This window comes from Cohnella massiliensis (assembly GCF_900169535.1).
Taxonomy (GTDB): Bacteria; Bacillota; Bacilli; order Paenibacillales; family Paenibacillaceae; genus Cohnella; species Cohnella algarum.
On sequence record NZ_LT821259.1, the window covers coordinates 1948315 to 1961199 of the forward strand.

Annotated in this window: 12 protein-coding genes and 1 pseudogene; 11 read left to right on the top strand and 2 right to left on the bottom strand. The window is 56.9% G+C overall.

Annotated elements, in window-relative coordinates; translation table 11 throughout:
* The first annotated feature begins 74 nt into the window (after window positions 1–74).
* The 6 genes from B7E11_RS22855 (at window position 75) to B7E11_RS22880 (ending at window position 7311) form a co-directional block, all read left to right on the top strand.
* The gene (locus B7E11_RS22855) at window positions 75–1406 is read left to right on the top strand and encodes an ABC transporter substrate-binding protein (protein ID WP_245809794.1); all 1332 of its coding nucleotides are present in this window, start codon (window positions 75–77) and stop codon (window positions 1404–1406) included.
* A gap of 100 nt (window positions 1407–1506) precedes the next feature.
* On the top strand, window positions 1507–2376 hold the full coding sequence (locus B7E11_RS22860; RefSeq protein ID WP_080839189.1) for a carbohydrate ABC transporter permease: 870 nt from the start codon (window positions 1507–1509) through the stop codon (window positions 2374–2376).
* 19 nt (window positions 2377–2395) lie between these two features.
* Complete coding sequence (locus B7E11_RS22865; protein WP_080839191.1) at window positions 2396–3289, top strand: carbohydrate ABC transporter permease; 894 nt, start codon at window positions 2396–2398, stop codon at window positions 3287–3289.
* 158 nt (window positions 3290–3447) lie between these two features.
* Window positions 3448–5268: a cache domain-containing sensor histidine kinase gene (locus B7E11_RS22870; protein WP_080839194.1), complete on the top strand. Its 1821-nt coding sequence runs from the start codon at window positions 3448–3450 to the stop codon at window positions 5266–5268.
* A 192-nt stretch (window positions 5269–5460) separates the two neighbouring features.
* On the top strand, window positions 5461–6324 hold the full coding sequence (locus B7E11_RS22875) for a response regulator (RefSeq protein ID WP_080839197.1): 864 nt from the start codon (window positions 5461–5463) through the stop codon (window positions 6322–6324).
* Between the two features lie 111 nt (window positions 6325–6435).
* The gene (locus B7E11_RS22880; protein ID WP_080839199.1) at window positions 6436–7311 is read left to right on the top strand and encodes an SDR family oxidoreductase; all 876 of its coding nucleotides are present in this window, start codon (window positions 6436–6438) and stop codon (window positions 7309–7311) included.
* Window positions 7312–7450: 139 nt separating this feature from the next.
* Here B7E11_RS22880 and B7E11_RS22885 read toward each other — a convergent pair.
* Window positions 7451–8573 (bottom strand): annotated as a pseudogene (locus B7E11_RS22885) (mandelate racemase/muconate lactonizing enzyme family protein).
* A gap of 174 nt (window positions 8574–8747) precedes the next feature.
* Here B7E11_RS22885 and B7E11_RS29745 point away from each other — a divergent pair.
* Both B7E11_RS29745 and B7E11_RS22890 read left to right on the top strand, forming a co-directional pair.
* Entirely contained in the window at window positions 8748–9041 is a 294-nt protein-coding gene (locus tag B7E11_RS29745; RefSeq protein WP_176220861.1) for a hypothetical protein, read from the top strand.
* Window positions 9042–9096: 55 nt separating this feature from the next.
* Window positions 9097–9441 carry a DUF2512 family protein gene (locus B7E11_RS22890; protein WP_176220862.1) on the top strand — a complete coding sequence of 115 codons (345 nt, stop codon included), beginning with the start codon at window positions 9097–9099 and terminating at the stop codon, window positions 9439–9441.
* Between the two features lie 151 nt (window positions 9442–9592).
* On the opposite strand, the gene B7E11_RS22895 is transcribed toward B7E11_RS22890, so the two are convergent.
* The gene (locus B7E11_RS22895) at window positions 9593–10297 is read right to left on the bottom strand and encodes a MerR family transcriptional regulator (protein ID WP_139787286.1); all 705 of its coding nucleotides are present in this window, start codon (window positions 10295–10297) and stop codon (window positions 9593–9595) included.
* Between the two features lie 118 nt (window positions 10298–10415).
* Here B7E11_RS22895 and chrA point away from each other — a divergent pair, with 118 nt between their 5' ends.
* From chrA to B7E11_RS22905, 3 genes are read left to right on the top strand one after another with little or no spacing between them, the layout of a single operon-like run.
* Window positions 10416–11639: a chromate efflux transporter gene (gene chrA / locus B7E11_RS22900; RefSeq protein ID WP_245809795.1), complete on the top strand. Its 1224-nt coding sequence runs from the start codon at window positions 10416–10418 to the stop codon at window positions 11637–11639.
* 4 nt (window positions 11640–11643) lie between these two features.
* The gene (locus B7E11_RS30815; RefSeq protein WP_338026363.1) at window positions 11644–11709 is read left to right on the top strand and encodes a universal stress protein; all 66 of its coding nucleotides are present in this window, start codon (window positions 11644–11646) and stop codon (window positions 11707–11709) included.
* A 53-nt stretch (window positions 11710–11762) separates the two neighbouring features.
* Window positions 11763–12800: a LacI family DNA-binding transcriptional regulator gene (locus B7E11_RS22905; protein WP_139787287.1), complete on the top strand. Its 1038-nt coding sequence runs from the start codon at window positions 11763–11765 to the stop codon at window positions 12798–12800.
* The last annotated feature ends 85 nt before the right edge of the window (window positions 12801–12885 follow it).

Below are 12885 nucleotides of genomic sequence, written 5' to 3' on the forward strand. Positions count from 1 at the left end.
CGTTACCGGTCCGCCGGACGGGTGGTACAGTAGAGATGCGAATGAAACATACGCAATTGACGGAGGGGATATCGTTGCTCAAGAAAAAGATGGCGGCGCTGCTCGCGGCGGTCATGATGGGAACGGCGCTCGCGGGCTGCTCGACGGGCATGGGGACGACGAACGGCTCGGCGAATGCGTCCGGCACGCCGGCGGCGTCTTCGGCTAATCCGGACGAGAAAATTACGCTGACGATGTGGGGGGGCGTGCCGGCGGAGTCCGGTCCGCAAGCGGTCGTCGACGCCTGGAACGCCGAAAATCCGAACGTTCAGGTCAAGTACGAGCGGTTCGTCAACGACGACGCCGGCAATCTGAAGCTCGATACGGCGCTCGCCACGGGACAGGACGCGGATTTGTTCGTCAGCTACTCCAAGACGCTGCTTCAGCGCCGGGTCGACGCCGGGTTCGCTCTGGATTTGAGCGCTTATTCCGATTACGACATCGACGAGAACATCCCCGGAGCCGGCGAATGGAAAATCGACGACAAGTATTACGGAATGCCGACCGTAAAAAGCAATTTCTTCGTCTGGTTCAACAAGGAATTGCTGGACGAAGCGGGCCTGCCGCTGCCGGAGGAATGGACGTGGCAGGAGATGAAAGCGTATGCGGAAAAGTTGAAAGGCGACAAGCGCTATGGGCTGGTTCAGCATACGGAGCCGTTCCCGGATCCGCTCGACTCGGTGTCGATGAAGTTCGGCTATACGAAGGCCGACGGAACGTCCCATATGGATCACCCGCTTTACGGCGAATGGATGGAAACGCTGAAGTCGATGATGGACGACGGCTGGACGACCGTGCCTTACGCGGAGCAGGTGACGTCCAAAATGCCGGTGGACACGGTGTTTCTAAGCGGCGAAGCCGCCATGCTGAACGCCGGAACGTGGATTTTCCGCAGCTCGAACAATATGAAGGACAATCCGCGAACGTTCAAAATCGCTTTCGCGCCCGTTCCGCGGCTTGCGGAGGACCCGGCCGATTACGTGACGCGAGGCGGCACCGGGGACGCGATTTCAATCAACGCGAATTCCAAGCATAAGGACGCGGCATGGACGTTTTTGAAGTGGTATGCGGACGGCGGCATGCTCCCGATGGTTCCCGGCGGACGGCTTCCGGCTTCCAAGGCGGTCGATGCCGACGATACGATGAAGCTGCTGCTGGGCGAAAACGCCGATACGTACGACCAGGAGTCGCTGAAGCGCGTGCTGTTTAACGACGACGTCAAATATTCGCGCTCCCTCCCGCAGCAGGTCATGGATTTGCGGCAGGAAGAATACGAGAATTTCTTTACGGGCAAGAAGGACGTCCAAACGACGCTCGCGGACATCGCCAGACGCCATAACGAATTTTTGAAGCAAAACGGATCATAAGAAGGGAGGGGCAGGGGCTCGTCAAGGTCCGGAACATGCCGTCGCTGGCGGACCGGCTGGGGATCCTCTGCCCTTCGCTTCGGGATTGGAGCGAAAAACCATGCGCAAAAAACAGTTTTGGGTCGGTTCCGCGTTCATTGCGCCGAATCTGCTCGGCGTGGTCCTGTTCTTCGTCATCCCGGCCGCCGTATCGGCCGTGCTGATGTTCACGGACTGGCAGTTCGCAAGCCCCGTGTTTCATTTTGTCGGGTTCGACAACATCAAGCGGCTGCTCCATGACGAGCAGTTTTATACGTCGCTCGCCAATACGGCGCTGTTTCTGGCGAGCGTTCCCGTTTCCATCGCGTTAGCGTTCCTCGTGGCGGTCGTGCTCAACCGTTCGGTCTATTTGAAATCGCTGCTGCGGGCGTTGTATTTTTTGCCCTACATTACGAACGGCGTTGCCGTCGCCTTCGTCTGGATGCTGCTGTTCCAGCCGAAGCTGGGGCCAATCAACGGGCTGCTGAGAAGCATCGGAATCGAAAATCCTCCGGGCTGGCTGACGTCGCCGGATTCGGTCATGGCGGCCATCGACATTATCTGGATCTGGTTCATGCTCGGCTACAATATGATCATCTATTTGGCGGCGCTTCAGGAAATCTCGCCGGAGCTGCTGGAGGCGGCGAAAATGGACGGGGCCCGAAGACGCCAGGTCGTGTTCCGCATCATGCTTCCGCTCGTCAGTCCCACCACGTTCATGCTGCTCGTGACCGGACTGATCATGTCCATCAAAACGTTCGGCATTTTCGAAGCGCTGACGCAGGGAGGTCCGGGCAGCAGCTCGCTCATTCTGTCGCTGTACGTGTACAAGACGGCGTTCCGCTATTACGAGATCGGCTATGCGGCCGCCGTTTCCTGGGCGTTGTTCGCGGTCATCCTCGTCATCACGGCGATCCAGTGGTTCGGTCAAAAAAAATGGGTGCATTACTAAAGAGAGAGGAGGCCCGACGATGCAAACGAAAACCGGATTCGCCGCCGCTTCCGGCCGCGATCAGGTCGCCTCGGAGGCGAAAAAGCAGGCATGGCGAAAAGCGAAAAAAGGAGCGATCACGCTGATCATGCTCTTCTTCGCCATCCTGACGGTGCTGCCGTTCGCATGGATGATTTCCACCTCGTTCAAATCGCCTTCGGAAGTGTTCGATTTCCCGATTTCCTGGATTCCGGCAAATCCCGTATGGGAGCACCATCAGAAAATATGGACCGGCTCGGCCAGCTTCGTGCCCTATTATTTGAACTCGCTCAAGGTTTCGTTGACCAGCACAATTGGCGCGACCGTGCTGTCCGCGCTTGCGGCTTACGGCTTTACGAAGGTGACGTTCAAGGGAAGGGACACGCTGTTCGTTTTCTATATCGCGATGATGATGATTCCCCCTCAGGTGCTGTTTGTCCCGAAATTCATCATCTTTAAATGGCTGGGCATTTTCAACACGCATTGGGCGCTGATTTTGCCCGGCATGATCACGATTTTCGGCGTCTTCATGATGAGGCAGTTTTTCCTTTCCATTCCGAACGAAATTTCCGAATCCGCCTATATCGACGGAGCCGGCCACGCGCGGATCTTTTTGCAGATGATGCTCCCGCTTGCCAAGCCCGCTCTGGCCACGCTGGCCGTCATCGATTTTTCCTGGCATTGGAACGATTTCGAGAACGCCCTCGTCTTTCTGATCAGCCGGGAGCTGTATACGGTGCCGCTGGGGCTGCAAAATTTCATTCTCGAATACAACGTCGATTACAACGGAATGATGGCGGCCGCGTCCGCCGGCATCCTGCCGATGCTGGTCGTGTTTTTCATCGCGCAGAAGTTCATCATTCAAGGCTTGTCGGGCACGGCCGTCAAGGGCTGAAGCTTCGGCCGTCGTTCGGATCCGGCCGGCCCATTCGCGGACATTCGTTCGCGGGAGGGCCGGTTTTTCGATAGACGAGCGAGCCGACTCCGTATTATGCTGGAAAAAACCGGCCAAGGCCGGCTCTGCCCGAGCTCTGCCAGAGGAGTGTTTTCCCGATGCCCGTTCGTAATCTGCTCGGCAGCCTGAAGCCGTCGGCCTGGCTGCCCAAGACGCTCCGAAACCGCCTGTTTCTGGCGTTTGTCGTCTTCATCTTGTTCCCGCATACGCTGTTGAACCTGTCCAATTTCAACCGGGTGGAGGAGGTGCTGCGCAAGCAGACGGCCGATCAAAGCCTGGATTCGATGCTGACGTTGAACCAGTCGCTGGAGGATTTTTTGAACGTCGTCTACAAAACCGTCATCCTCGTCGAGCAGGACGATTCGGCGGCTTCCGTGCTGCAATACCCCGAACGGTACGACAGCCTGGAGCGGGTTTACCTGATCGATACCAAATTCAAATCGATCACGAACAGCCTGTTCATCAGTCTTTCGCCGGTCTATTACACAATCGCGGATTTCAAAGGCAACGTATATGCGTCGTACCCGCCGCTTCAGCGCTTGTCCTACGAACGAACGTCCAGGGAAGCCTGGTTTGCGGAGGCGCTGAATCAGCCGAAAGCCTACGTCTGGAATTGGGAACCGAATTATACGAGCAGGGACATGTCGCGCAGTCCGCAGCTTCTGTCTTACGCGGCAACGCTCAAAAATCGCGGCAACGCGCCCTATGCCGTTCTGCGCGTCAGCGTCGACATGTACGAATGGTTTCGCCTGTCCACGCAATTTCTGCAGGAGACGTATTTGCTGCTGGATGCGGACGGAACGATCCTGGCCGACAGCAAGCTGGGACGAACGGAAAGCGGCGAGCGGCTGGCCGGGTTTTCCGCGCCGGACGAACAGGGATACTACGTGTCCGGCGGCAATCTGAACGTCTACGCGAAGCTTCCCCGGCTGGACAAAGTGCTGATCAAGCAGGTTCCGCTCGAAATTACGTACGCGGAAGTCGACCGGCTGAAGCAGTCTTTTTTTACCGTGTCGCTATCGCTGACGCTCGCTTTTATCACGATTACGCTATTGATTTCGTCGGCGATCACGAAACCGCTTCAGCACCTCCAGCGGAGAATGGCAGGCGCCGTCGACCGGCGTTTCCGCGTGAAGCTGCCCGAGACGAACCGCCGCGGGGAGGTGCTGGAACTGACGCGCGCGTTCAACCGGATGATGGAGGATACGGAGGAACTGGTCCGGCAGCTGAAAGCGGAGGAACGCAAGAAAGAGGCCGTCCGGTTTCAGGTGCTGCTGTCGCAGACGAATCCGCATTTTTTGCTGAATACGCTGAATACGATCAAGTGGCTGGCCCTCGTGGAAAATCAGCCGAACATCGCGGAAATATGCGTGAGCCTGGGCAAGCTGCTGGAGGCGGGGCTGAATTCGGAGCTGGAGCTGATCCACGTCCGGGAGGAGCTGCAGTTGATCGAGTCCTATCTTTACATTCAGAACTTCCGCTACAAGCAGCAATTCGATGTCCGTTACGAAACGGAGCCGGGCCTGGAATTCGCCTTGATTCCGAAGCTGAGCCTGCAGCCGCTCGTCGAGAACAGCATTCAGCACGGATTGATGGAAATCGACCGAAAGGGCCTCATTACGATCCGGACGCTGTCCCGGGACGGCAAGCTCGTCTTGGAAGTGGAAGATAACGGGGCGGGGATTTCGGCCGGAAGCAGGGTCAAGGACGATAAACCCGAGCGCAAAAGACCCGGCATCGGCATCGCCAATTTGCGGGAAAGGCTGGAGCTGCTGTTCAAAGGAAGCTCGGGACTGGAAATCATGCCGCTTGAGCAAGGCACGCGTGTCCGGTTTTATATGCCTCTGCTCTTGTCTAAGCCGTACCGGAGCGAGTCTGACGGAAAGGCGGAGTTTATCGCGGAGGGAACCCTTAAATGAGGAAAATGTTCTATTCAAACCGCGCCTTGCGAAAAATTCCGGAAATCGTTCTATCCGAAACAAGAATTTGTTACTGTCCCCGCCGAAGCTGACATGGTACGATAGCTCCGCGCCGAATGGGATTACGGCCGAAATGGAGGCCCTCATGCTATAATTCGATCGAGGGGCATAGGAACGGAGGGAGGGGGAAGCATGTGGAGCGTGCTGCTCGTGGAGGATGAAATATTCGTTCGCGAATCGGTGAGAAGAATCGTCGACTGGCAGAGCCTCGGCTTCGACGTCGTCGGCGAAGCGGGAAACGGCGAAGAGGCGTTCGCTTTTCTCGAGCAGAGGAGGCCCGATCTGGTCATCTGCGATATTTTAATGCCGAAAATGAACGGCGTGGACGTGCTGAAGCGCGCGCGGGAGGCCGACATCGACAGCCGTTTTATCATGTTGTCCTGCCTCGGCGATTTCGAATACGTGCGCCAAGCGATGGAGTACGGGGCGTCCAATTATATATTGAAGCTTTCCATGAACGTGCAATCGCTCGTGGACGCGCTCGTCAAGGTGGACGCGGAATTGAGAAAACGGCTCGCGGACGGACGGCGCGAAGCGATCGGCGTTGCGGTCGGTACCGAAGGACAGGAAGCGAGCGCAGGGCAAGCGGCGGAAGACGGACGGGAGCCGGCGGCGCCGGGACAGTCCGAAAGCGTTGCGCTGCTGCGGGCGGATACCGGTCATCAGGAGGTCGACAAGCTGCTTTTGTACATGAAGGAAAATTACCGGTCGTTCATCTCTTTGAAAACGCTGGCCAACCATGTTTCGATGGACGAAAAGTACATCAGCACCCTGTTCAAGAAAAAGACCGGCACGAACATTATTTATTACCTCCATCAGCTGCGGATCGCGGAAGCGAAACGGCGTTTGGAGCAATCGCGCCTGCCCGTATCCGAAATCGGGCTTCAGGTCGGGTACGAAAACGACAACTACTTCATCAAAATGTTCAAGCGATTTACGGGCATGACGCCGAACGCCTATCGCGGACAGTTCCCGGCCGAGGCGCGAAAAGCGTAATAACCCACTATCCGGGCGGAAGAGAGGACGCAGCTTGACTTTTAGTTCGCCCGCCCTTATCATTAATTACAAAAAGTAAGTATGTAAATAATGATAAGGAAGGGATCGCATATGGGCAAAATGGCGATTACCGGCGCGACCGGTCAATTGGGCGGTTTGACGATACGCCATCTGTTAAGCAAGGGAGTTGCGGCCGGCAATATCGTCGGAATCGTGCGGAGCCCGGAAAACGCGGGAGCTCTTCGCGAACTGGGGATCGAAATCCGAACCGGGGATTACGATCGGCCCGAGACGCTGGCCGAAGCGTTTGCCGGCATCGAAAAGCTGCTGTTCGTTTCGGGGCCTTCCATGGACAATACGCTGCGCATCCGCCAGCACGCGAGCGTCGTGGAAGCGGCCCGCAACGCCAAAGTGGGCCATATCGCCTATACCGGCATCGCGTTTGCCGAAAAGATGAAGCTCGGACTCGAAAACGTGCACCTCGCGACCGAATACATGATTCGGACGACGGGCATCCCGTTTACGTTTTTGCGCAACGGCTTTTATTTGGAAATCCTCGTCAACGAAGGGTTGAAGGGGATCGCCGCGAGCGGGGAAATCGTGACCTCGGCGCCGAACGGCAAGATGAACTACGCGACCCGGAACGATCTGGCGCTGGCCGCGGCGACCGTGCTTGCCGGGGACGGATTCGAAAACCGGGTGCTGGAGCTGACGGCTCCTGAGCCTTTTACGTACGACGAGTTTGCGGCCGTCGTTTCCGACGTCGCCGGCAAACCGGTTAAGCACCGCGCCGTCTCTCCGGAGGAAGCCGTCAGGTCGATGACGGGCGCCGGCGTGCCGGAGGGAATGGCCGGATTCATGGTGCACGTCGTGTACAAGGCGATCGAGGACGGGCAGTTCGGTCATGCGTCCCGGGACCTGAAGCAATTGATCGGGGACGGATACACGACGATCAGGCAAGCCGTGACCGAGGCGTTGAACGCATAAAAGGACCTCCGACGCCCGAGCAGCAAGCGGTCAATCGCCTGATCGCCGGCCGCCCGGAAGCTACCAGCGCCTTTCTGGGCCTGTACAATCATGCCAACGGTCCGGAGGAGGTGGAACGGGCGATCGCAAGCCTTCTTTCTCAAAAGCCGTAGCCGCTTCCATCCCACTGATAATGTCGAATCAGCTCCAGATCGAGCTCGGCGCCGATTCCCGCGCCGGACGGCAAGGCGATTTCCCCCCCGGTTCGGTTTTAGATCCAGCAATCGGGAAAAAGGGTTGTCCATGACGTCCCATTCGACGGGCTCGATGCTGTCCGATCCCATTTTGCTCCACGGAGCAAGGCATGCCTGGGCGAAAAGGGCGTAAAGCCGGGACAACACGCCGTCGTACGCATGCGGGGAAACGCGGAGCCCGAAGCTTCGCGCCAGCAAGCCGGCTTCCCGAAAGCGATCGATTCCCGAAAGGTGGAGGGGATCGGGCGTTACGATATCAAGCGCCTGCCCGGTTAACAAAGGAATGTAATCGGCAGGCGCTTTGACATTTTCGCCGCCGGCGATCGGGATCCGAAGCCGCTGCCGCAACATCCGGTAATCCGCGGGGTGCTTGGCCGGAATCGGTTCTTCGAGCCAGAGCATATTCGGCCATGTTTCGAGCAAGAATTGCCATTGCAGCGTCGCGGAAACGTCATAGCTTCCGTTGGCGTCCAGAGCCAGCTCCGATTTTTCCTGCAGCAGGGCCTGAACCTTGCGAATATGCCGCTGGTCGGCGGCGACGGTTTTCCCCCCGATCTTAAGTTTCAATCTCGGAAACCCTTCGTTTATCGCGGCTTCCACCGCGCGCAGGGAAACGGCTTCCCAATCTTCGTCCTCCGAATACGATTGAAACGATGCGTACACCGGCACTTTGTCCCGGAGCTTGCCGCCCCACAGCTCGCAAACGGAAATTCCGCACGACTTGGCGACCATTTCCGTCGCGGCCATGCTAACCGCCGCCGCCGCGCGGGCGTGCCATTTCGCGATCGTCCGGATCCATTCGGCCCGGTCGGCGACCGGTTTCCCGGTCAGATACGGGATAATCCGCTCCCGGAACCCGGCCTGCAGCGCGGGCAGCCAATCGGAGCATTCCCCCCAGCCTTCGACGCCGCTATCGCTCGTCAACCGGACGAGAAAGCTGGACCTGTAGGCTTTGATCCCGTTCGCGTCGCCGTACGGCTTCGGAAGCCGGTAAAACAAAGGAAAACAATCGACCTTGTGGATGCGCACCGAAAACCCTCCCGAATACGGATGATGCTAGTATGCCGGGCCGTTTTCTTTTTATGAACAAGCTGCGGGTTTTCGGCTTTCCGAGGGATTTTCGGCGAATTCGGCAACTATTTCGCTGTTTCGGCGTCTATAGAATACTGGGTTTTTTCCGATTTTCCGGGAGAGGGAGATTTCATGACCGTCCGTAAAAGAACCGCCGCGCTGGCCGCAGGGATCGGGCTGGCCGCGATTTTCGCCGTCGTCGTTGTCGGCATGACGATCGCGGACGTTTTGAAGCCGTTTCGAAGCTTCTCCGTTACGACGAAACCCGAACCGTCTGCGGGTATACCGAAAGCTTGTCCGGCTATTCGGACGTCGTTATTCGGAACGATGACGTCGAGATTTCCGGGGAATGCATGTAAAAAATCGAATAAGGATGCCGCCGAGCCGCAAAGCTCGGTTTTTTTATGCCGAATTGGGAAAAAGTAATAGCAAATACCCGGTCCGAGGGTATACTCCAAAACAGGAAGGAGGTTTATATTCCATGAAATTTTTGATGAAATGGGTGCTGAACGGGATTATCGTTACGCTCCTGTTGTATTATTACTCGAATGTCGGGTTATGGACGGCGCTCGTCGCGGCGACCGGCCTTACGGTCATTTCCTGGTTTGTCGGCGACCAGCTCATTTTGCGGAATACGAACAATACGTTGGCTTCGCTGATGGACGGCGTGCTGACCGCCGTATATTTGGGTTTGCTCAGCTATTTGTTCGACTGGCGGTTGACGGTCGGAGCGATCGCGTTGATTTCGATTCTGATCGCGGTTGCCGAATGGGTGTTCCATCGTTTCGTCCTGAGGGGAACCCCGCTCATGAAGTCGGCGACCTGAGGCGGCATTTCGGTCGCCATGCTGGACGATCTTTCGAACGGCTTTCGCGAGAGGGCCGTTTTTTTATTTTTTCCTTTTGCGGAATATAGTATTGTAATTGTATAAGGAACATTCTTAAGGAGGAGGACGGGCAAAAAAGGACTCGTTTCGGCTACATAAGCTCAAGGAGTTTGCATAGCTCGACCAGCCGGCGTACGCCGTCAAACTGCAAACGGTTGCGGTCGTGGATGCTGCGAATCGCGTCTCCCGTCAATTTTTTCGCCTGTTCGATCCCTTGGCGATCGACGGCTTGGACGATCTCTTTCATATGCTGCAAGAAGTAGACGGTGTTCCGCAGGGTGCGGATGAGCAATATTTTGCGAATGTGCGCCGGGGCGAACAGCCGATAGCCGTTGTCCGGATCGCGCGCGGGCTCGAGCAGGCCTTCTTTTTCCCAGTGGCGAATCGCTGACGTCGTGACGCCCGCGAAGGCGGCCGCTTCGCCGATCGTCATGCTGTTTTTCGGCTTTTTTTTGGAAATCGGGGAAAGCTCCAGGTTTTGCAGAAGCTCGAGCGTCTGGTCAGCCGCTGCTTTTTCCTGCTGCAGTTTCGCTTGCTCCTTGTTGACGAGCCAGAAGGCAGCGTCGATATCGGCCCTTTGGATGCAGCGGAGCGCCTCGCACGCGACGGCGACGCCGAATCCGGGAAACATCGTTCGCAAGCAGCGAAAATAGGCGAGGTGCACGTCCGTATAAATCCGGTATCCGTTGGCGGCGCGGGCGGGGGCCGGGACGATGCCCCATGATTCGTAATGGCGCAAAGCGCTTGTGCTGATGCCCAGCTCTTTCGCGATTTCGATCGGTTTGTAGACTCGCAATTCGGTCGGCCTCCCTGAAAACATGAAGGTTCGGTCCTTCACTATAGCAAAAGAACGTTTACAAGGCAATCCTCTATTGACAAAAACAGATGCTAAACGGCAAAGGAGAGTTAACCCTGTGACGACTGACAAACGGCAGCCGGTTACCCGGAACGCCAAGAGGGGAAAAATCGCCGCTCTTCTCGAAGTATTGGGCGTCTCGGCAAAGCTCGGCCTGACCTCCTTCGGCGGTCCGATCGCGCATCTCGGTTATTTTCACAATGAATACGTTCGCCGCCGCAAATGGATGGACGAGCGGAGCTATGCCGACCTGGTCGCTCTTTGCCAATTCCTTCCCGGTCCAGCCAGCAGCCAGGTCGGCATCGGAATCGGCATCGTCCGGGCGGGGTTGCCGGGAGGGATCGCCGCATGGTTAGGCTTTACGCTGCCTTCCGTCGTGGCGTTAACGTTATTCGCCCTGCTGCTGCAAGGCTTCGATGTCGGCGGTTCCGGATGGATTCACGGCCTTAAAATCGTCGCGGTCGCCATCGTCGCGCATGCCGTTCTCGGCATGGCGCAGAAGCTCGCTCCGGATCGCGAACGAGCGGCCATCGTCGCGTTTGCCGTTGTCGTCACGCTGCTATGGCCGACCGTCTACGGCCAACTGCTTGCGATGATCGCGGCTGCCGGCGCGGGCTTGCGGCTCTATCGCGACAAAAAGCAGGAGCCGGGGGAAGGTTTTCCGATTGCCATCAGCCGCGGCGTATCCGTGATTTGCCTGGTCTTGTTTTTCGGCTTGCTGGTCGCGCTGCCGCTATGGAGGAACGCGACGGGAGGGGAGTCGGGATGGCTCGCGATGACGGACGTCTTCTACCGGTCCGGCTCGCTCGTGTTCGGCGGCGGCCATGTCGTGCTTCCTTTGCTGGAACGGGAGGTCGTACCGCTCGGCTGGATCGGCAAGGAGGACTTCATGGCCGGGTACGGGGCCGCGCAGGCAGTGCCGGGGCCGCTCTTTACGTTCGCGAGCTACGTCGGGGCCGCGACCGCGGGCGTGGCGGGGGCGATCGTGGCGACGCTCGCGATCTTTTTGCCGGCATTTCTGCTCGTCGTCGGCACGCTGCCGTTCTGGAACGGGCTGCGCAACCATCCGAGAGCGCAAGGCGCGCTTGCGGGGGTCAACGCGGCGGTAGTCGGCATTTTGCTGGGGGCCTTGTACGATCCGCTATGGACGACGGCCATATGGAAACCGGCCGATTTCGTTTTGGCGGTCATCTTGTTTGTGATGCTCGCTTGCTGGAAGCTCCCGCCGTGGACGGTCGTGCTTGCGGGCGCGGCGGGCGGGATAGCGATAAGCTATTTGTAAGCCCGTGCTCGGCAGCGTCAGCCATAAGGTGGCGAAACGGGCGCACTGCCCGGTAAGGATCGTGAAGTAGCTTGGCCATGCAAATTGACTGGGAACGTTCATAAACGCTATAATTTCATTGTTGTGCAAAAAATTGCGCATGGATTGGAGGGAGCGCAAATCAAACTGAAAGAAATCGCAAAAAAGGCAAATGTCTCGATCAGCACGGTGTCCAGGATCATCAACAATCAGGGCAATTTCAGCGAGGAGACCCGCCGAAAAGTATTGGAAATTGCGAATGAGCATTTAAAACCGGGTGTCGCTCCCTCTAAGCTGGCGGGCATATCCTATAAGATCGTCGTCATCGTTCCGGGCAATCACGATTTCGTCGATAATGACCCGTCTACCTCTGCGGACCTGACTCATTTGAAGGAAGAACTCGAAGCGTACGGTCATCAAGTTCAAATTGCGAAGCATCACTCCGACCTGCAGTCGTCTCCGGCTTATAAGCTCTTAAACGAGGAGAAAGCGGACGCAGCCATCGTTTTCGACCCATTCGTCAATGACAAAATATTCGAAGAATTTGACAGACGCGGAATTCCGTACGTGCTTACGAATGGACGAACCTATAAGTCCGGTCACAACTATATCGACTACGATAACCGCAAGGGCGCTTATGAGGTGATTCGATATCTGCATGGATTGGGTCATCGGAAAATCGGAATCATCGCGGGGCCCCGGAATCATCTGGTGAATTTAAACCGGCTGGACGGGTGCAAAGACGCATTTCGCGATTTGAACATGCCATGGATCGACACCAATGTCGTCATGGGGGCATTCGATCCTGCCCATGGATACGAGGCGGTAAAGCAATTGATGAGCGAGCAGCCGTCCATAACGGCCATTTTTACGTTTAACGACATCATTGCTTTCGGGGCCATGAAGGGATTGGCCGACCTGAACGTTCGGATTCCGAAGGATGTCTCCTTGGTCGGTTTCGACGATTTAAAGCTGTCGGAGTTCATGGTTCCGCCGTTAACCACAGTCCGAAGGTTCAGATACGATATTAGCTCGATCATCGCAAAGGTTCTGACGGAATTGATTGCGAACCAAAACATTTCAGAAGTACACATCAGCCTTAAGACCGAGCTGATTGAGCGGGAATCATGCTCAAAAGCGTAGGGCAAGGTGCTCCGCGAATCGATCCGACAAGCCGTCCTTCAGCTGTTCCGCCAAGCTGAGGACGGCTATTTTGCGTTTTTCAACT

Bases quoted from the DNA above. Each gene is read 5' to 3' on its own strand.
- B7E11_RS22860 (WP_080839189.1), top strand. From the start codon at position 1,507: ATGCGCAAAAAACAGTTTTGGGTCGGTTCCGCGTTCATTGCGCCGAAT.
- B7E11_RS22865 (WP_080839191.1), top strand. From the start codon at position 2,396: ATGCAAACGAAAACCGGATTCGCCGCCGCTTCCGGCCGCGATCAGGTC.
- B7E11_RS22870 (WP_080839194.1), top strand. From the start codon at position 3,448: ATGCCCGTTCGTAATCTGCTCGGCAGCCTGAAGCCGTCGGCCTGGCTG.
- B7E11_RS22875 (WP_080839197.1), top strand. From the start codon at position 5,461: ATGTGGAGCGTGCTGCTCGTGGAGGATGAAATATTCGTTCGCGAATCG.
- B7E11_RS22880 (WP_080839199.1), top strand. From the start codon at position 6,436: ATGGGCAAAATGGCGATTACCGGCGCGACCGGTCAATTGGGCGGTTTG.
- B7E11_RS29745 (WP_176220861.1), top strand. From the start codon at position 8,748: ATGACCGTCCGTAAAAGAACCGCCGCGCTGGCCGCAGGGATCGGGCTG.
- B7E11_RS22890 (WP_176220862.1), top strand. From the start codon at position 9,097: ATGAAATTTTTGATGAAATGGGTGCTGAACGGGATTATCGTTACGCTC.